The organism is Bartonella sp. CL266QHHD, from assembly GCF_042195355.1.
Taxonomy (GTDB): domain Bacteria; phylum Pseudomonadota; class Alphaproteobacteria; order Rhizobiales; family Rhizobiaceae; genus Bartonella.
Map to the genome: position 1 here is coordinate 118,128 of NZ_JBHIOD010000035.1, position 17,236 is coordinate 135,363.

The 17,236-nt window shown below is 41.4% G+C and carries 20 protein-coding genes, 1 tRNA gene and 3 pseudogenes; 15 read left to right on the forward strand and 9 right to left on the reverse strand.

Annotation, left to right across the window (positions count from 1 at the left end; genetic code table 11):
• Positions 1 to 28: 28 nt before the first annotated feature.
• The 7 genes and pseudogenes from ACFIK7_RS04285 to ACFIK7_RS04315 all read right to left on the reverse strand — a co-directional run bounded on the left by ACFIK7_RS04285 (position 29) and on the right by ACFIK7_RS04315 (position 2,611).
• A pseudogene (locus ACFIK7_RS04285) lies at positions 29 to 360 on the reverse strand (type II toxin-antitoxin system PemK/MazF family toxin).
• A pseudogene (locus tag ACFIK7_RS04290) lies at positions 360 to 617 on the reverse strand (AbrB/MazE/SpoVT family DNA-binding domain-containing protein). The pseudogenes ACFIK7_RS04285 and ACFIK7_RS04290 overlap by 1 nt, the downstream one beginning before the upstream one ends.
• 126 nt (positions 618 to 743) lie before the next feature.
• Positions 744 to 1,057: pseudogene (locus ACFIK7_RS04295) on the reverse strand (hypothetical protein).
• Positions 1,058 to 1,228: 171 nt separating this feature from the next.
• On the reverse strand, positions 1,229 to 1,558 hold the full coding sequence (locus ACFIK7_RS04300) for a hypothetical protein (RefSeq protein ID WP_273791438.1): 330 nt from the start codon (positions 1,556 to 1,558) through the stop codon (positions 1,229 to 1,231).
• A 30-nt stretch (positions 1,559 to 1,588) separates the two neighbouring features.
• A complete protein-coding gene (locus tag ACFIK7_RS04305; protein ID WP_375631477.1) occupies positions 1,589 to 1,819 on the reverse strand; it encodes a hypothetical protein in 231 nt (76 codons plus the stop codon).
• Positions 1,816 to 1,977, reverse strand: coding sequence for a hypothetical protein (locus ACFIK7_RS04310; RefSeq protein WP_342753378.1), 162 nt, complete (start codon positions 1,975 to 1,977; stop codon positions 1,816 to 1,818). The genes ACFIK7_RS04305 and ACFIK7_RS04310 overlap by 4 nt, the downstream gene beginning before the upstream one ends.
• Positions 1,978 to 2,525: 548 nt before the next feature.
• A tRNA-Leu gene (locus tag ACFIK7_RS04315) sits at positions 2,526 to 2,611 on the reverse strand.
• A gap of 146 nt (positions 2,612 to 2,757) precedes the next feature.
• Between ACFIK7_RS04315 and ilvA the strand changes: the two genes are divergently transcribed.
• The 3 genes from ilvA to ACFIK7_RS04330 all read left to right on the forward strand — a co-directional run bounded on the left by ilvA (position 2,758) and on the right by ACFIK7_RS04330 (position 6,274).
• Entirely contained in the window at positions 2,758 to 4,035 is a 1,278-nt protein-coding gene (gene ilvA / locus ACFIK7_RS04320; RefSeq protein WP_273791440.1) for a threonine ammonia-lyase IlvA, read from the forward strand.
• 35 nt (positions 4,036 to 4,070) lie between these two features.
• The gene (locus ACFIK7_RS04325; protein ID WP_375662999.1) at positions 4,071 to 4,601 is read left to right on the forward strand and encodes a hypothetical protein; all 531 of its coding nucleotides are present in this window, start codon (positions 4,071 to 4,073) and stop codon (positions 4,599 to 4,601) included.
• A gap of 290 nt (positions 4,602 to 4,891) precedes the next feature.
• A complete protein-coding gene (locus tag ACFIK7_RS04330; protein ID WP_273791441.1) occupies positions 4,892 to 6,274 on the forward strand; it encodes a DEAD/DEAH box helicase in 1,383 nt (460 codons plus the stop codon).
• A gap of 1,833 nt (positions 6,275 to 8,107) precedes the next feature.
• Here ACFIK7_RS04330 and ACFIK7_RS04335 read toward each other — a convergent pair.
• Both ACFIK7_RS04335 and ACFIK7_RS04340 read right to left on the reverse strand, forming a co-directional pair.
• On the reverse strand, positions 8,108 to 8,626 hold the full coding sequence (locus tag ACFIK7_RS04335; protein ID WP_375662981.1) for a helix-turn-helix domain-containing protein: 519 nt from the start codon (positions 8,624 to 8,626) through the stop codon (positions 8,108 to 8,110).
• 81 nt (positions 8,627 to 8,707) lie between these two features.
• Complete coding sequence (locus ACFIK7_RS04340) at positions 8,708 to 9,238, reverse strand: helix-turn-helix transcriptional regulator (RefSeq protein WP_375662982.1); 531 nt, start codon at positions 9,236 to 9,238, stop codon at positions 8,708 to 8,710.
• 149 nt (positions 9,239 to 9,387) lie between these two features.
• Here ACFIK7_RS04340 and ACFIK7_RS04345 point away from each other — a divergent pair, with 149 nt between their 5' ends.
• The 12 genes from ACFIK7_RS04345 (at position 9,388) to ACFIK7_RS04400 (ending at position 17,212) form a co-directional block, all read left to right on the forward strand.
• A complete protein-coding gene (locus tag ACFIK7_RS04345; RefSeq protein WP_375648066.1) occupies positions 9,388 to 9,681 on the forward strand; it encodes a helix-turn-helix domain-containing protein in 294 nt (97 codons plus the stop codon).
• A 73-nt stretch (positions 9,682 to 9,754) separates the two neighbouring features.
• Positions 9,755 to 9,895: a hypothetical protein gene (locus ACFIK7_RS04350; RefSeq protein WP_273719933.1), complete on the forward strand. Its 141-nt coding sequence runs from the start codon at positions 9,755 to 9,757 to the stop codon at positions 9,893 to 9,895.
• Entirely contained in the window at positions 9,879 to 10,277 is a 399-nt protein-coding gene (locus tag ACFIK7_RS04355; RefSeq protein WP_375648049.1) for a hypothetical protein, read from the forward strand. The genes ACFIK7_RS04350 and ACFIK7_RS04355 overlap by 17 nt, the downstream gene beginning before the upstream one ends.
• Positions 10,277 to 11,224, forward strand: coding sequence for a ParB/RepB/Spo0J family partition protein (locus tag ACFIK7_RS04360; RefSeq protein ID WP_375662983.1), 948 nt, complete (start codon positions 10,277 to 10,279; stop codon positions 11,222 to 11,224). The genes ACFIK7_RS04355 and ACFIK7_RS04360 overlap by 1 nt, the downstream gene beginning before the upstream one ends.
• Positions 11,221 to 11,679, forward strand: a complete 459-nt coding sequence (locus ACFIK7_RS04365) for a hypothetical protein (protein ID WP_012232200.1) — start codon at positions 11,221 to 11,223, stop codon at positions 11,677 to 11,679. The genes ACFIK7_RS04360 and ACFIK7_RS04365 overlap by 4 nt, the downstream gene beginning before the upstream one ends.
• Positions 11,676 to 13,658, forward strand: coding sequence for a transposase domain-containing protein (locus ACFIK7_RS04370; RefSeq protein ID WP_375662984.1), 1,983 nt, complete (start codon positions 11,676 to 11,678; stop codon positions 13,656 to 13,658). Before ACFIK7_RS04365 ends, ACFIK7_RS04370 begins: the two co-directional genes overlap by 4 nt.
• Before the next feature lie 334 nt (positions 13,659 to 13,992).
• Positions 13,993 to 15,024, forward strand: a complete 1,032-nt coding sequence (locus ACFIK7_RS04375; RefSeq protein ID WP_375613740.1) for an AAA family ATPase — start codon at positions 13,993 to 13,995, stop codon at positions 15,022 to 15,024.
• Positions 15,021 to 15,284: a hypothetical protein gene (locus ACFIK7_RS04380; protein ID WP_273790127.1), complete on the forward strand. Its 264-nt coding sequence runs from the start codon at positions 15,021 to 15,023 to the stop codon at positions 15,282 to 15,284. Before ACFIK7_RS04375 ends, ACFIK7_RS04380 begins: the two co-directional genes overlap by 4 nt.
• Positions 15,281 to 15,532, forward strand: a complete 252-nt coding sequence (locus ACFIK7_RS04385; RefSeq protein ID WP_273790126.1) for a hypothetical protein — start codon at positions 15,281 to 15,283, stop codon at positions 15,530 to 15,532. Before ACFIK7_RS04380 ends, ACFIK7_RS04385 begins: the two co-directional genes overlap by 4 nt.
• A gap of 14 nt (positions 15,533 to 15,546) precedes the next feature.
• Positions 15,547 to 16,170 (forward strand): DUF3164 family protein, encoded by a 624-nt coding sequence (locus ACFIK7_RS04390; protein ID WP_375627429.1) that lies wholly within the window; start codon positions 15,547 to 15,549, stop codon positions 16,168 to 16,170.
• 10 nt (positions 16,171 to 16,180) lie between these two features.
• Positions 16,181 to 16,798 carry a regulatory protein GemA gene (locus ACFIK7_RS04395; RefSeq protein ID WP_375662985.1) on the forward strand — a complete coding sequence of 206 codons (618 nt, stop codon included), beginning with the start codon at positions 16,181 to 16,183 and terminating at the stop codon, positions 16,796 to 16,798.
• A 6-nt stretch (positions 16,799 to 16,804) separates the two neighbouring features.
• Positions 16,805 to 17,212, forward strand: a complete 408-nt coding sequence (locus tag ACFIK7_RS04400; protein WP_375662986.1) for a helix-turn-helix domain-containing protein — start codon at positions 16,805 to 16,807, stop codon at positions 17,210 to 17,212.
• Positions 17,213 to 17,236: the final 24 nt, after the last annotated feature.

A 17,236-nucleotide genomic window follows, 5' to 3' on the forward strand; every position in this document is an offset into this window, starting at 1 on the left:
TTTAAACATAAAAAAGTGTAGAAAAAATTCAAGTAAGAAATGTTGATAACCTTGCTAAGACTTCATCCATAATTATATATGGAATAGTTTCCATTCTTTTTCCATTACGCGCTACTATATCTAAAGCACGCGGTTGGTCGCAGCGTATCACACCTGTTGTATGCAGCTCTGTTCCCACCAATGAAATAGCAAAATCTGCTGTTCTAGCAAAATTTTCTCCACTCGTAATGGGCAAAACAATGGGTGTTTTGTTAAATGATTAAACGCCTCCGGTGATACAATCAGTACAGGACGCGTTCCTTTTTTCTCATAAACAGAAGTTGGGTCAAGCGATACAAACCAAATTTCACCTCGCTTCATTACAAGAGCTCTCTGCCAGCAGGTTTAGCATCAAACCACTCTACATCTTTATCCGCAAAATCGTCTGAAGGATTACATTGGGCTAACAATTCTTCAAGAGTGTAATTTTGCGATATCTGTGGTTTCACAACCAATTATCCATTGTCAATAACCAAACCCACTTGCATATTTTCAGTAAGATGAAGAACATCAATCAATGCAGGCGGTATAGAGAGTATAACTGATCCTCCAACTTTACGTAATTTTGTTGTGTGCATAAAACGCCCTCTCTAATATTATATAAAAATATAACATAAAGCCCATGATTCAATAGCTTTTTATGCTTTTGTGTAAAATGTTTAAGAAGCGCATTTAGAGCAATACGCAATATACTCTGAATAAAGTCAATATTTTTTTATCTCTCTGCTTATCTCGTCTATAAGAGGTTTGTAATTGAGAACGCTTTTCGGAATAGTACCATCGTAAACCCATGCTTTTACTTGCGCTTTGGTACTAAAATCCGCATTCTTAGGTGTTTTGTAATACTGACCACCATCAAACTTTGCACACTCTCTTGTGCCGTCTTCATATTCGTAGAGGTTGTAAAAATACTCCTCTGCTCCGTCCCCCCATAGTGCATATCCAGCGCCGTTGCAGCAAATCTCTTTCGCATTGGCTGTTTACGGTTTTTTAAGAATAGATGTTTTAAAATGAACATGCTTTAATCCTAATTTTACAAATTTGTCTATTTGCCTCAAATTTGATCGTACAGAGCGTTTTATATGATAGGTTTTTTATCATAAAATTTTTAAATTGCTCTGTACGGTGCCATTTTGTCGATTTAAATGCACATTCAATCACAAAACGATCAGCAATTTTCACTAGTTTACTAACCTGCAATGTTTTTCAATGTTCCCCCAAGACCATTTAAAATCCCTTCAAGCTTTTGCTTTTCAACCAACGTGAGTGGTCTTGAATTCTCTCTCATTGCCTTTTCTTTCAGCCTTTTTTCACGGGTGTTCAAAACAGCCTTGCGTACTAGATTGGCTTTCGTCAAAAGACTATTTTCCAAATCACGACATAATCTTACGAATTCACGAGTGCTTGGAAAAAACGTATCCGATAAACCTTCTAACTCATCGCATAAAGTCCGTTTAACCGTTTTTATCAGTGACCACGCAGAAACACTTTCCAAAACCATTTCATAGGTAAGCGCCATACCTTCATGATCTGCCTGTTGCGAAATTTTTCAACCACACGAAAGCATCCGAATTGCTTTAGCTATGTCCTTTTTGCTCGCTTTTATTGAAAACAATTCGTGAAGTTGATCACAAGCACCTAAGGCAATCGTTTCCTGCTGTTGTGTCAATGCACTGCCACTCTTCAAAACCAAAGGAAACTCCGGAGCTATCATCTCGTGAATGTGTTTTAAAGTGACCTCGAGACCCGATATCAAGGGTGCTGTCTGAGATGCGTTCACCAACGCTTTTTTGCCTTTGAGAGTGATTTTCCATAGTTTTTTCCTTTCCCTAAATCCTCGATAGCTTTTTGCACCCAATTGCGCCACGTTGCTTTCCAATCCGTTTTGCGTGCATCCTTGCGTGCTCTAGATTTCCAATAATCTCGAAATTTTGCCATTTCGACTTTCACACGCTTTGGAGGCAAACCTTCTTTGATTGCGAAATCATAAACAGATTCGAAATCATCAGGGATACGAAAGCCACGGTCATTTTTAACCCATTTCGCTTTTCTTCATATTATCTTACTCCTGTTAAGAGTGTGAATGTGCTGCTGGTGTTGGAGAAATATTAGGATTGATGATAAGGCGTTTGTTAGATGCAAATGACCTTGAAGAAGAGCTTAAGCATTACAAATCAGTTACAACAGAAGCTAAGCGAATTTTACCAAGCTCTGTTGTGAAAGCTGCTTAACGTTAAAAACACGACTCATTTCTTCATCCTCAAGGATGAGGAGATCAAGATTAACTGCCTCTCCATCCTAAAAGACAAGGAGGAGGTCAACGTGCTAAAAAGGTACCTCAAAAAGCAGCAATGATTCGTATTTTGGCATCACCGCGGTACCGTCTGATAGCGTTATAATAAAGTTGCGAAAGGTGGTTTAGAAGGTGCTTTAATTTTTGTTGATTTTTAATAAATCATTGGAAAATAAGAGAGATTAAGATACAATGGTGCGGACGGCGGGACTTGAACCCGCAAGGTCTTCGACCGGCAGATTTTAAGTCTGCTATGTTTACCGTTTTCATCACGTCCGCGATGTGAGTTCTCTCATAAGCTATATCTTTTATTGAATCAAGAATTAATGACAAAAGAAACATTTTTCATTTTTTAGTGAAATTTTGACTGACAATAGTTTCCTTTATCGATAGAAAAAGCTTTTATAATGTAAATAAAGCGTGAAATGATTAGTGTTATGAGTCAATTTATTCAAGACGTCACAAAAGCTATGGTGGGATTGCATCACGTGTTTGCTGAAACACCACTTCAAAGAAATGATTTTCTTAGTCAAAAGTATGATGCAGAAATTTATTTAAAGCGTGAAGATTTAACACCGGTGCGGTCTTATAAGATTCGTGGTGCTTTCAATTTTGTTTCAGAAATGCTTAGCTGTATATCACCAGATTCTGCATTTGTTTGCGCTTCAGCGGGGAATCACGCGCAAGGGGTTTCTTTTGTTTGTCGTTATTTTAAACGTAAAGGCGTGATTTTCATGCCCATGACAACGCCACAACAAAAAATTGAAAAAACACGTATTTTTGGCAAAGAATTCATTGATATTCGTTTGATTGGTGAAACATTTGATCAATGTTATGAAGCTGCGCAATCCTTTGTCGTGGAGAGCGGTGGTGTAATGGCTCCACCTTTCGATGATATTCGCATTATTACAGGGCAGGCAACAGTGCTTTGTGAAGCTGCTTTACAATGGAAAAAACTCAATGGAGAAAGTGAGCCAGATTTGATGATTGTGCCGGTAGGGGGTGGTGGTTTGGCAAGTGGAGTGAGTAAGTTTTTACATGAATATGGTTGGAAAACAAAGATTCGTTTTGTTGAGCCGCAAAGAGCTGCAAGTTTGCTTGCTTGTTTGGAGAGTGGAAAACGCGTTAAGCTTGAAAGCATTGACACTTTTGTAGATGGTGCTGCTGTGGCTGAAATTGGTGCACTAAACTATACAATTCTAAAGAAATTTCCCGCTGATTCTGTCATTACGGTTCCTGAAAACCGCGTTTGTTCTACGATGGTTGAAATGCTTAATGTGGAAGGTGTGGTTCTTGAACCGGCTGGTGCTTTATCGATTGATGCGCTTAACAGTATTCCTCCTCAAGAGTTAAAGGGGAAAAAAATTCTTCTCGTTATTTCAGGAGGTAATTTTGATTTTGAGCGTTTGCCAGAAATTAAAGAGCGTTCTTTACGTTTCCAAGGGTTGAGAAAATATTTTATTTTTAGTTTTCCGCAACATCCTGGTGCATTGCGTCATTTTCTTTCCACATTATCACCAGATGATGATATTGTGCGTTTTGAATATCTTAAAAAATCAGCGAGAAACTTTGGTTCTGTATTGGTTGCGATTGAAACAAAAAAATACGGTAATTTTTGTCTTCTAGAGGAAAAATTTCAAACGTTAGGTTGGCGTTATCGTGATATTACTGATGATCAAACGTTATTTGATTTTGTTATTTGAGAAACTGAAATTTTACTAAAACAAGAAGTATAATGATGAAACCTATTTTTTATTTGGTGCTGAGTCTATTTTTCTTTTTGATTGTTAATCAACAGAGTTTAGCATCTCAGCCAACGATAGTACAAAAAGCTGAACTTTCAAGAGTCGTTGTTGATGTCAATAATGCTATAAAAAATGGGGATTTTATGCCTATTTCTCGTTATATGCCTGAGCGGCTTTATAAAGAGATGGCACATCGATTGAATACAACAGAGAGTGCTTTACGTAGTGATTTTCTTCAACAGTTGCATAGGAAATTTGAGGGGTTGCCTTCTGGTGCTTATTATTTAGATAAAGAAAATATAGAGTATTTACAAACTGATAATGGTACTTTGTATGCTTTAATTCCAACAGTTCTTGATATGAAGGATCGCATCATTCAATATAAAACTTTGGCGATTTTTGATAAAAACCAATGGTATTTAATTTATGGCGGTCGAAAAACTTTACAAAATCCAGTTTTTCTCGAGATTTATCCTGATTTTATCAAGGTACATTTACCGATGGACACAATCATCAAAAAGTAAACGATCTAAATATTGTTTTTATTCATGATAAATGTATTTCGTAAAGTTCTTGCTTTTTTATCATAATCCAAAGATAATAGAGATGAAGGCATTTAGGCTGGTTTGTTGGCTTTTTGTAAAGTGAAGTTTATACGCCTTTATCTTGATTTCAAGGTGTTCATAAGTTGCGCAAGCCGCTTTTTAGGCGTTGCTTCATTTAAAATGTCAGGGATTTCTCTTGCGCGGATTCTTGAGTGAAGAGTTCAGATGGTTACTTCTTTTGAGTTCTTCAGCTAAGGAAAGATTTTATTTTGCCTATAAAAGAAGAAAATGTTTTTACAAAGTTAGGTTTACCTACTCTTTTGATTAAAAATTTACTCATTGCTGGGATGAGTAAACCTAAACCTATACAAGAACAAGCTATTCCAGTGATGTTGAAAGGACACGATATTTTAGGTGTTGCTCAGACAGGCTCTGGAAAAACCTTGGCATTTGGTTTACCTATTTTAAGTCAGATTTTGGCTTTGGGTGATAAACGCTGTCCTAAAACTGCACGCGCTTTGATTTTAGCTCCAACGCGTGAACTTGCTGTTCAGATTGATGAAACGATCCGTACTGTGGCGAAAGGAGCACATCTTTCAACATGTCTTATTTTTGGGGGCGTATCACGTTTAAAACAAATTAAACGTATGGAAGCAGGTGTGGATGTTTTGATAGCGACTCCAGGGCGTTTGAGAGATCTTGTTCGTGAAAAGTGTGTTGATCTTTCCCAATCTCGTTTTTTGATTTTGGATGAAGCAGATCGTATGTTGGATATGGGGTTTATTCATGATGTTAAGCAAATTGCAAAGCTTTTGCATCAAGAGCGTCAGACAGCACTCTTTTCTGCAACAATGCCGAGAGAAATTGCTGTGCTTGCAAAATGTTTACTCAATGATCCGGTTAAAATTGAAGTTGTTCCTCAAGGTACTACGGCTGTAGAGATTTGCCAAAAATTATATTGTGTTCCTACGAATGAAAAAAAGAATGTTTTAAGTAAACTTTTGACAAATCCAGCTTTTGATTCGGTTATTGTTTTTACTCGAACTAAACATGGGGCAGATGCTGTCACACGTAGTTTAGAAAAGATAGGATATTTAGTCGCAACAATTCATGGAAATAAATCACAAGGTGCTCGCCAGTCTGCTTTAAAAGCTTTTCGTGAAAGATCTGTGCAGATCCTAGTGGCAACAGATATTGCTGCACGCGGTATTGATATACCAGGGATAAGTCACGTTATTAATTACGACTTACCAGATGAAGCTGAAAGTTATGTACATCGTATTGGTCGTACAGGACGTAATGGCGCATCTGGTGTAGCACTTACGCTTTTTGATGAGAAGATAGAAAGGTCCCGCTTGCGTGCTATAGAGCGCTTGATTCGTATGAAATTGGTGGCTGAGGCTGTTCCAGAACAATTTGCAGCGTTTCCAGAAAAGCCAATTGTGCGAGAAAGTAAAGAAAACGAAAACGATAAGGAACGCCGTTTTAAAAAATCTAAACGTCAAAAACAGTTTTTAGGTCGAAAAGATGATACCGCACAGTTGCAGCGGAAGAATTCTTCACCTCAAAATGAGAGGCATAAAAAAGCAAAAGCGGTGGCAAAGCGTGCAAAGACTTTTCGTTTTCGGAAATCAGTTAAGAAGGCTGCTTAGATAAAGTCTTGAAAAAAGATCATGTACAGGAGATTTTTTACTTTTGTTGATTTATTCTCAATTGAAAAGAGCTATAAAATACTCTTGTCAAAGTAAGAAGACCCTTTAGAGGTTTTCATTTTTTAGAAATGAAAACCTCTAACTGTTTTGATTTATTTGAAAATCTTAAAAAAATCATTATTGTAAGAGGCAATTATTTATTTGCTTTATTCCCATTTTTTAAAATGGGAATAAAAGTAGATTTTATTTATATAAAATTATTTTTATATAGGATGTGTTTTATCTTTAATGATGACTTTTAATTTTAAAAATTGATGTCTAATAATAACTCACTGTTTTATATATTGAATAGTTCATTATATCGTGAAATTTTTTTTCATTTTGAAGCTATTTATGCGGATCAATCAAAAGTATTCACTTGCACGTTATATGTGAAATTATTGTATAAATGGACATTTGAGAAATAAATAAAATGATTCTTATAAACTCTTTCAAAGGCAAGGGGGTTGCTAAGATTGAGAGTTGGAAAATAGTATGATGGTATGGCTTTTATTATAAATAAAGATGGGGCTGATCAATCGATTTCATTTTTACCATTTACGGGAGTCACTGTGAAAGAGACTTGGGGGATTTAAGAGATATCTCTTTAAAAAAGCGTGTGACTGCATAATACAATAGCGAGAATGTCATGATTTCTGAAGGCTTTCTCAGGATTCTCAACAATTTAGCTCGTTATCTTTGTTTTTACTGTAAAACACTATTAGTTTGGGAGGATATAAAGTCTACAAAACTTTATGCATTAAATGTTTTATGACAGTGTCATGAATATCCAAGGCAAGGTTGTTTGTAAAGCGTTGAAGTGGTTAGCAGGAGGAACAACCTGTTAGATAAGACGTCGGAGTGTTTACAGACTTGTTTTATGTTTTTTGCTTTTAGGATGGGGAGGAGGTTATGTGGGGTGTATGGAGATAATATATGACCTTGATTGTTGTTTCTTTCATTTTTCAAAATGATTGCTTCATGAGCAGGCTTTTAAGTTTAATTCCTTTATTGAGTACAAATCATTCTTTCTTTGGAAAAAAATATATGAGACCGATTCATTGCTGATGGAGCTTAATAATTCATCTCTGATGAAAGAAATCGTAATTTATAATATGCAAATAATTGCTGTGTTCTCTTATAAAGGCGCGGTAGTTTGAAAAAAGTAATCTTATTTGTGCTATTTTAAAATGAATCAATTGCTTTTTGCGTTCATTGCTGTAGTTTGACACTAGGTTTTATACTAAGTGGGAAAAGGTGGGATTAGGTAGGAATACGTGGTAATTTGTTGTTTTTATGNGTCAAAATATACAAAACCCGCTGTAGTTTGACACTAGGTTTTATACTAAGTGGGAAAAGGTGGGATTAGGTAGGAATACGTGGTAATTTGTTGTTTTTATGTATAAAATTTAGCATTAAATGCGCGTTTTGTCAAAATAGATTTTGACACCTAAAATTGTAAAAAAGAGTGAAAATTAGAAAAAAGAGCGTTTTAAAGGTAAAAATGAGAGAAGGCTTTGAAAGGTCTTTGAAAACCCTGTGAAAAATTTTAAAAAGTCTGTGAAAGCCCAGAAAACCGCCTTTGAAGACCCTGTGAAAAAATTTCGGTAAATTGTGAAGCTCACTCCAAAATCAGCCAAAAATGACCCAAAAAGCAAAAAAGATATGCGCCATATGGCGCGTTTCTATTTTTTTTCAAATATAATTATTTAAAAACAATGCATTATTTAAGTTTCTTAATGTAAATAGAAACGCGCCTGTATTTTTCATATTAAAGAGGCATTAAGCTATATCTTATTTAGTTTCTGGATGTGCATTTTCAGCCTCTATTTGACGCTTTAAATGCAGTTTTAAAAGAGGTAAAATAAGCTCGACTTCTTCCGTGTCGTTGATATCTTGAACAAGCTCTTGCAACTTTATACAAAGCTCTGCCGCGAGTTCCGCTATATCTTCAGGAGGGATTTTTATATTTGCATCGCGATAGGTTGTGTAAGCTATGCGACCAAGCTTTTTCATGAGTCCAGCAGGGATAGTTTGTGGTTTAAAACCAGCTGCTTTCGCCTTTTCCATGTCTGTAAACATTTCGCCTTCACCCGTAACGAGCCAATGAGGATTAATGTTATAGGCCGTATAATAGGCGTTAATTGTTGAGCATGTTGGTTCGTGTGCTCCAATTTCATAATTGGCAAGGGTGCCACGTTGTAAATTAAGCCGTTGCGCAAAGATACTACGTTCTTCATTTCCATAGATTCGTCTTATTTCACGTAGGCGTTTTGCTAGTTCTGTTTTAGGTTCTAGTTCGGGGCGTGCCAAAAATGCTCCTTATTCATATTTAGGTTCGTTTTAAATTACAGGATTTTAAAAAGAGATTTCCCCATTTATCTTAAAGAGGCATTAAGCCGTATTTTGTGTAGTTTCTAGATGTACTCTTTCAGCTTCTATTTGACGCTTTAAATGAATTTTAAGAAGAGGGAAAGTCGCTTCTACTTCTTCCATGTCGTTGATGTCTTGAACAAGCTCTTGCAACTTTATACAAAGCTCTGCCGCTAATTCCGCTATATCTTCAGGGGGGAGTTTTATATTTGCATCGCGATAGGTTGTATAAGCTATGCGACCAAGCTTTTTCATGAGACCAGCAGGGATAGTTTGTGGTTTAAAACCAGCTGCTTTCGCCTTTTCCATGTCTGTAAACATTTCGCCTTCTCCAGTGAGAAGCCAATGAAAGTCTACGCCATAAATTTTGTGATAGGCAATTACGATAGATGCTGGTGGCTCATTTATACCGAGCTCATAATTTGCAAGCGTATTTTTTGCCAAATTAAGAGATTTGGCAAAAGCACCGCGTTCTTCGTTTCCGAGGATTCGTCTTATTTCACGTAGGCGTTTTGCCAATGGTGTTTTAGGTTCTGTTTCTAAACGTGCCAAAAAAATACCCATTAAGACCATTTTGCGGGTTGACAAACCCGTAAAATGGTTTTAACTGTTATTACCGCCCGATATAGAGGGCAGATATTTTACAATTAACCCCACAAAAAACGGATGTGGGAGCATCCGTTTGAAGCAGGAGCGAAGTTATGACAACCACACAAAAATGGGATCGCCATAGTATTTTAGCCGAGCTACGCCGCCGTAATATGACCTTGGCGGAGCTCGCGAAAGCTTATCAACTCTCGTCATCCAGTGTTCAACATATCTGGACACGGTCTAACGAGAAAGCCGAACGTGCTATTGCCGATTTTATCGGTTTGCCCGTTGAGCAAGTTTTTAGCGACCGCTACCCCAAAAGTCGCCGTCGCATTTTTAAAGCAGCAAAACATGCCAATACAGATTCGGGTGCGCATTCTGCTTTGCGCGGTAATGCTGCTTGAACTTCGTTACACGGCTTTGCGTTTTTGCGCATTTGCCATGAATTTAAATACCATAAGATAAAAAGGTTTATCAATGTCTAAAGATCAGTACGAAATAGGCAAGATAAATTGCATAGAGTTGCATCATAGAACAGCCGTTTGGATGGGTTGGTTCTGGCGATTAAATGGTGGTCATATTGTTTTTATAGGGGGTGGTTATGGTTGCTGCTTGTAATTTATGGACCCCAGATGTCAGAAACGATATCGTTAATCCTTATTCAGAAGTTGAACGTTTACAGGTGATGCTTTCCTGTTCTTTAAAAGCCGTGAGTAGTGGATTTAAGCATCTGCCGATCCGGTATATTATTGACCCCCCGCATGGCTTATTTGATGCGGCGTTAGCACGACAGATTGTTATTCATATTTTGCATTATCAGTTTGAGGTGCCACGGCGGCGTATTGTTGCGATACAGGCACGTCAGCGGACTTCTATTTCTCTATCTATGCAAGTGATTAACCGGCGTTTGGAAGAACCCGTTTTTGCGAAAGCTTATCGAAGATGGGCGGGGCGTGCGATGGATTTGTTCTTTAAAGAGATCAGAAAGGTGGGGGCGTGATGGCACAGTTTCAAAAGCTTGCTCTTGATGTGATTGTGGTACCGGAGCGTATACGCCCTGTGGATGATGAGCATGCCAAGGCACTTGCACAATCAATGGCGCGGGAGGGATTGATGAATCCGATTACGGTGCGCCATACCCCCAATGCTAAGGAAGGTAATTACACGCTTATTGCTGGTGCGCATCGGCTTCGTGCTGCTGAGCTTTTAGGCTATAGCGAAATTGATGCGGTTGTGGTGCAGGCTGATAAGGACAATGCTGCGCTTTTAGAAGTGGCAGAGAATTTGTTTCGCAATGAATTGTCTGTTATTGACCGTGCGCTTTTTGTCCAGACTTACCGCGAATTGTGGGAAAAGAAGTATGGGGAAATTAAGGTTGGTGGGGACGGTAGTAATCAACATAAAGCCAAAAAAGAGCAATTGGGTAAAGTTTACCCTATTGCTCAAATCAGTGATAATGCCTCTTCAAATGACAATAAAATCGGGTGTGAAGGAGACAAAGTGGCAAAGGGTCAACTTGACCCTTTGCCAAATGAAGGTGAATTGAATGGCAAAATGCAAAGTTTGCACTTTGCCAAACATGTAGCAGATCGTATTGGTTTATCGAAGGAGTCAGTGAAACTCCTCAATCGCATTTCCCAACATTTACAGCCGGAGTTGCGGTCGGTTTTGCGTGGGACGGCATTGGCGGATAATCAAGCGCAGTTGTTAAAATTAGCCAAGATGGAGCCGGTTGCGCAACGGCGGGTGGCGATTGCTTTGCAACAGGTTGAGGGGGATTTACGGCGGGCTGTTGATTTGGTCAATGGGATTAATACGCCGCCGCAAATTAATGAACAAGAGCGGGTTTTTGCTCAGTTATTGGGTGTTTGGCAGAGAGCGGATGCACAGACACGGGCGCGGTTTTATGATTATTTGAACAAGCAATCGGGGGAGGTGCTGTCATGAAGAGGCATGGTTGCGGGCAGCTTGATTTTTTCCAAAAGCCGGTTTTTCCCTGCCGTGAACCCGTTGCGCAGATTGATTTAGGGCGGTTTCGCTCGCGCATTAAGCGTGCGATGGCGCGGGCTTTGAGAGAATGCCGGCATGAGCGCAGTGTGATTGCGGAGCGTATGGCGCATTATTTAGGGATTGGGTGTTTAAGTAAGGCGAGTTTGGATGCTTATGTTGCGGAAAGTAAGCAGGTGGATATTTCCCTGCCACGGTTTAAGGCATTTGTGCGGGCGACAGAGGCATTTTGGCTCTGGGATGAGGTGGTGAGTGAAGATGGATTGTTGCTGTTGCAAGGAGATGAGGCGCGTTTAGCAGAGATTGCGCGGCTTCAGCAGGAACAGCGGGAGATTGCAGCGCAATTGAAAGCCATGCGCGCAACGCCGGTTCGCATTAAAAGGGGGCAGCCATGAAGGAATGGTTTACTATTGCCGAATTGGCTGAGGCAGCTTTGCCAGGGTTGCCGAAAAGTAAAGGTGGATTGCGTAAGATTTTGGCGTCCACATGGCGTCATCAAAGTGGTTTGATACGTAAAGTTAAAGGGGTTTCTCGACCTATTGTAGAAATTCACATTTCCTTATTGCCGGAGGGGGCGCGGGCGGCGTTGTTGGTGCGGTTTGGTGGGGTTTGTGTAGAAGAAAAGACAGAGAAAAGCGATCAAAAGACAAGCATTTGGGTGCGTTATGAGGGGCTTTCCAAGGCGCATAAAAGGCGCTGTGAAGAGCGTTTGAAGGCACTTTGCTTTTGGGAAGATTTACTCCATGCCGGTATGGGTGTGCATGATGCGGCAAGTTTGAGTGCGGTGCAATTTGGTGTGAGCCGGATGTCGCTTTTTAATTGGCGGCAGATGGTGGAGGGGTATGAGCGCCCTGATTGGTTGGCAGCTTTAGCGCCTTGTTATGGTGAGGAGAATGTTTCGCAATTTGCGCCGTGTCATGAGGGGGCGTGGGAGGTTTTTTGTTCGGATTATTTGCGCCCCTCTAAACCTGCTTTTTCGGCGTGTTATCGGCGGATGGTTTCGGTTGCACAGGAGCGGGGTTGGCAGCCCATTCCTTCTGAGCGGGCTTTGCGGCGTCGTTTTAAGGCGCAAGTTTCCAAAGCGGTTGTGGTTTTAGCGCGTGAGGGAGAAGAAAAGGCAAAAAAGCTTTATCCAGCCCAACGGCGTGATCGCTCGAGCTTGCATGCACTGCAAGCAGTGAATATGGACGGGCATAAGCTGGATGTTTTTGTGAGCGTTCCTTGGACAGAGAAGCCTGTGCGGCTTTATCTGATAGCGATACAAGATCTTTATTCGGGCAAGATTTTATCGTGGCGCCTGTCGGATGCTGAGACTTGGGAAATCGTGCGTTTGGTGATTGGGGACATGGTGGAAGCTTATGGCATACCGGAGCGTATGACCTTGGATAATGGGCGTGCCTTTACCAGCAAGTGGATTTCTGGAGGTGTGCAAAACCGTTTTCGTTTTAAGATTAAGCCGGATGATCCGCAAGGACTTTTGACGAGTTTGGGGGTGCAATTGCAATGGACCACCCCTTATAGCGGACAGTCTAAACCGATTGAGCGGGCATGGCGTGATCTGGCAGAAGCGATTTCGAAACATCCCTTTTGTGCGGGGGCTTATACGGGCAATAAACCGGATGCCAAGCCTGAAGATTACGGCAAGCGCGCGATAGGATTTGAAGCGTTTAAAGCCCATGTTGGTGCGCAGATTGTGGCACACAATGCGCAAGCAGGGCGTAAGGCGGTTAATTGTGCGGGGCGCAGTTTTGATGAGACCTTTACAGAGAGCTTGCAAGCCGAGGGGACGATTATTCGGCAAGCAACGGCAGCACAACGGGCTTTATGGCTTTTAACCTCTGAGGCATTGCGTGCGCAAAAGGGTACGGGCGAGATCCATTTTTATGGCAATCGTTATTGGGCGCGGGCGTTGAATGAGCATGCGGGGAAAAAAGTGATTGTACGCTTTGATCCGGATCATTTGCATCAAGATTTACGGGTTTATGATTTGAACAATCGGTTGCTTTGTTTGGCACCATGCCTTTCTGATGTAGGTTTTTATGACCAGCAGGCGGCGCGCTTGAATGGGCGTTTGCGTAAAGAATATGTGAAGGCTGTTAAAGCAGAAAAACAGCTAGCGGCAAAGCTTGCGCCTGATCACTTGGCCGATGTTTATGGTCGCCTTGAGAAAAAGGATGAAGCGTTCAAATCTAAGCTTCCGATAAAGCCAAAGGTGAGCCGCTTGATGCCAAACAATGTGGGGAATTTAGCTTTGAAAGCAGACGATGATGAGGCTTTGGGGGAGGAAGAATTCAGTCAACACTTGCATAAAGCTTTGAGAAAGCTTTCCGCCTCTGATGAGGGGCGTGAGGTGATCAAGTTTCCCAAGCAATAGAATAAGGAAATAGGAAAAGAGAGGGGGGATTTAAGGGGACCGGTTGAGGTCCATGTGCGGGGTTGAAGCGTTAACAAAGAAAAGGGGGGAGAAGTCTTAATCCTTTAAAAGTTTAAATCAATACAATTAAATTTTCAGGTGTCTTTGCTTATCAGGTGAGGAGCGTGAAGTTAGCAAGTTCCCCGATGTGTGAGAAAGAAAGGGGATTTGCAAGGTTAGCCGTTTTAGTATCGCGTACGGCTTTTAAATGTTCATTCTAAAGACAAAAGATAAGGGGCGGGTGGGAGCCCTTCCCCTTATCAATAGTCTAAAATCAATACAGAGGGGAATATACATGAAAAACGCGATAAATGCAACGGTCGATAAAAATCCTTGGGCGCGACCTAAAATCCAGCCTAATGGAACAGCACAAAACCGCAACAGTGATGACATTGCTTTATGGAATGAGCTTGTGGATGCGGTGAGAGCTTTGGGACAAATGAATGATTGGTCGAAAGCAGAGGTGGCGCGGCGCATAGGCATGCCGGATGGGACGTTTTCGCAATGGTATGCGGGCAGTTATGCGGGGCAATTGGGTAAGCAAAATGCAAAGGTTCAACAATGGGTTGAGGTTTTAAAGGAAACGGCGGGGTTTTTGGAGAAGATTCCTGAAAAACCAGCCTTTCAGAGGAATCGAATTGCCAGTGAGATTATTGATACTTTAACACTGGCACAAAGTACGGGGGATATGGTGATGATTACGCTTGATGCGGGCAGTGGTAAGACCGAAACCTGCCGCCATTATCGCTCTACCCGCCCGCATGTTTATTTGGTGACAGCCAGCCCGCATACGCGCAGTGTTCACGGTATTTTGAATGATATGGCAGCAGAATTGGAAGTGGTGGAATATAATCCCACCCGCTTAACGCGTGCGATTGGTAAGAAATTAGAGCGCGTGGGCAGTGGCACGTTGTTGATTGTTGATGAAGCGCAAAATTTAACGGATGAGGCGATTAATCAGTTGCGCCACTTTGTTGATATTAATGGTACGGGGTTGGCTTTGGTTGGCAATGATGAAATCTCTGGACGGTTGGTTCATCGTCAAAATGGTCCCTCTTATGCGCAAATTAAAAGCCGATTGGCGATGCATTTGAAACGGCGCAAGCCCTATAGTGAGGATATTGCAGCGCGCATTCATGATTGGGGGATTGAAGATGTTGGTGCGATAAAGTTTTTGACGGGAATTGGTTTGAAAGCTGGTGCTTTGCGGCAAATTGACAAAACCATGATGTTGGCACGCATGGCAGCGCTTGGAGATGGGTGTGAGGTGACCCTGAAACATGTCAAAGCGGCATGGAAAAACCGTGACGTGGAGGAATTGGCATGATCTCTTTATGCGACAAAGAATTATCCGATACGCTTGTTGGTCTTTATGACGATTATCAATGCGGTTTTGATATTGGAGAACAGCTTAAATTGTGTGTTGATTTGGCGTTATTGCTTGAATTGGAGTTGAGTGTTCACCGTTTGGGGGAAGCGGATGCGGTTTTGGAAGGCCAAGTTTCAGAAGTTTTGGCTGAGTGTGAAGGCTCTGATGCGGATGAGAGCAATCGTGTGATTTATATGGATTTTGGAGGAAGCAAATGATGGAACGCAACCCCTATATGGTGAGAGATAGCTTGATTGCTTTGCGCTCTGCCTTGTTAAAACATGAAATGGATGGGATTTTTTTGCATGGACAAGATGTTCGAGAATTGAATGAGTATTTGCGTCGTTTGGCAGGCTATAACCACGTTTTAGGTCATGAGCTTATGCGGTGTCGTTGGCAATTGAAAGCGGGATGTGCGCCTTCTTCAGGGGATGTTGTGCCATTTCGTCGGTTTCAAAAAACATAAGGAGGAAGTTGGTGATGAATCCACAAATTGAACTTGAAGGTACGCGTTATATGAAGGATGCGAAAGGGGCTTTGGTGCCGGTAAACCTGATCCGCCCTGCGGATTTGTTAGAGGATGAAACGGTGCGCAAAATTATGGGTTTTGCGAAAGAATTATCGGCAAGGATTGCACGTTTTAACAACCATACGATTGCGGATTTGAGTGATTTTGATAGCTTGCTTGCGCAAGAATATGGTGTGGAGCGGCGTGGCAAAAAGGGCAATTGTACTTACACAAGCTTTGATGGTTTGCAACGCATTAAGGTGCAGGTACAGGAAAGTGTTGATTTTGGACCACAATTGCAAATTGCCAAAAGCCTTCTTGATGAGTGCTTGAATGAGTGGTCTGCGGATGCGCGCCCTGAAATCCGTGCGATTATTACGCGTGCTTTTAATACGGATAAAGAAGGCAAGGTGAATCGGGGGGAGATCTTTATGCTGTTGCGTTTGGATATTGATGATCCACGCTGGAAAGAGGCGATGCGTGCTATTCGTGAGTCATTCCGTGTGACGACATCTAAGGAATATGTGCGTTTTTATGAGCGTGATAGCCTAGAAAGCGCTTGGCGTGCTGTAACCATTGATCTGGCGAAGACATGAGGGAGGTAACATGTCTTTAGCTGTCCTTCATATGGGAAAACGCGCGTTAGGTCTTGATGATGAGACCTATCGCGCACTGCTCTATCGCTTAACAGGCAAGCAATCGGCGAAAGATTTGAATTTTTCAGAAAAGCACTTGGTTATCGCTGAAATGAAAGCGTTTGGTTTTAAGCCGAATGGGAAGCGTTTAGAGGGTAAATATGCCAAGAAGCTCCAGGCGCTCTGGATTGCTGGGTGGAATCTTGGCATTATTCGTGATCGTTCAGACAAGGCGTTGCTTGCCTTTGTGAAAAGACAGACAGGGATTGATCATGTTCGCTTTTTACGCGATAGCGATGATGCATGCAGAGCTATTGAGGCGTTGAAAGGTTGGTTGCAGCGTGAGGGTGGGGTTGACTGGAAAGGGAAAAACCGCGAAGATTCATGGAGGAATAAACCAAGCATTTCCATTTTGTGTGCCCAATGGAAGTGTTTGAATCCCGATGCTATGTTTGAGCTTGGGGCTTTTCATCAAAGTGTTATGGCGTTAAGTGGTAAAGCTTTGGGTGAGATGAGTGGGGGCGACTTTAGAGAAGTGATGAATGTTTGGGGGCGGAAAATCCGTAAAGGTGTTAAAAGCGAGGGGTAAGCATGTATGCAAGAGGAAATCTATAGCGATTTTCCTGCCTTATTGCGTGAAATAGCTGATGTTGCGGGCAGTGAAGCAGCATGGAATATGATGCGGGCTTTTGGTGGACGAGAAGTTTATATACCCGGGCGTCTTGAGAGTGCGGATTGGTTGATTGAAATTGTTGGGTTTGAAGAGGCGCAGCAACTCATCAACCATTTTTGTTTTAATGGTTCGGGTGTGCGCCTTCTTATCCCCCTTGGCAGAGATGCTGAACGGCGGCAAAAAATGCTAAAAGCGTTGCAAAAAGGTTGGTCGGTGGATGCAGCGTCTGCTGTTTCTGGTATGCATGTGCGCACAGCCTATCGCTTGAAGAAGAAAATTTCTTTGCAAGAACCACAAGGTTTATTATTTCCAGAGTTTTATGAGTATTGAGAGTTTTGACTGACAGTGTCAGGC

Bases quoted from the DNA above. Each gene is read 5' to 3' on its own strand.
- ACFIK7_RS04390 (WP_375627429.1), top strand. From the start codon at position 15,547: ATGAATCCACAAATTGAACTTGAAGGTACGCGTTATATGAAGGATGCG.
- ACFIK7_RS04375 (WP_375613740.1), top strand. From the start codon at position 13,993: ATGAAAAACGCGATAAATGCAACGGTCGATAAAAATCCTTGGGCGCGA.
- ACFIK7_RS04360 (WP_375662983.1), top strand. From the start codon at position 10,277: ATGGCACAGTTTCAAAAGCTTGCTCTTGATGTGATTGTGGTACCGGAG.
- ilvA (WP_273791440.1), top strand. From the start codon at position 2,758: ATGATTAGTGTTATGAGTCAATTTATTCAAGACGTCACAAAAGCTATG.
- ACFIK7_RS04345 (WP_375648066.1), top strand. From the start codon at position 9,388: ATGACAACCACACAAAAATGGGATCGCCATAGTATTTTAGCCGAGCTA.
- ACFIK7_RS04300 (WP_273791438.1), bottom strand. From the start codon at position 1,558: ATGGCGCTTACCTATGAAATGGTTTTGGAAAGTGTTTCTGCGTGGTCA.
- ACFIK7_RS04350 (WP_273719933.1), top strand. From the start codon at position 9,755: ATGTCTAAAGATCAGTACGAAATAGGCAAGATAAATTGCATAGAGTTG.
- ACFIK7_RS04380 (WP_273790127.1), top strand. From the start codon at position 15,021: ATGATCTCTTTATGCGACAAAGAATTATCCGATACGCTTGTTGGTCTT.
- ACFIK7_RS04355 (WP_375648049.1), top strand. From the start codon at position 9,879: ATGGTTGCTGCTTGTAATTTATGGACCCCAGATGTCAGAAACGATATC.
- ACFIK7_RS04370 (WP_375662984.1), top strand. From the start codon at position 11,676: ATGAAGGAATGGTTTACTATTGCCGAATTGGCTGAGGCAGCTTTGCCA.
- ACFIK7_RS04310 (WP_342753378.1), bottom strand. From the start codon at position 1,977: ATGGCAAAATTTCGAGATTATTGGAAATCTAGAGCACGCAAGGATGCA.
- ACFIK7_RS04365 (WP_012232200.1), top strand. From the start codon at position 11,221: ATGAAGAGGCATGGTTGCGGGCAGCTTGATTTTTTCCAAAAGCCGGTT.
- ACFIK7_RS04395 (WP_375662985.1), top strand. From the start codon at position 16,181: ATGTCTTTAGCTGTCCTTCATATGGGAAAACGCGCGTTAGGTCTTGAT.
- ACFIK7_RS04385 (WP_273790126.1), top strand. From the start codon at position 15,281: ATGATGGAACGCAACCCCTATATGGTGAGAGATAGCTTGATTGCTTTG.
- ACFIK7_RS04400 (WP_375662986.1), top strand. From the start codon at position 16,805: ATGCAAGAGGAAATCTATAGCGATTTTCCTGCCTTATTGCGTGAAATA.
- ACFIK7_RS04325 (WP_375662999.1), top strand. From the start codon at position 4,071: ATGAAACCTATTTTTTATTTGGTGCTGAGTCTATTTTTCTTTTTGATT.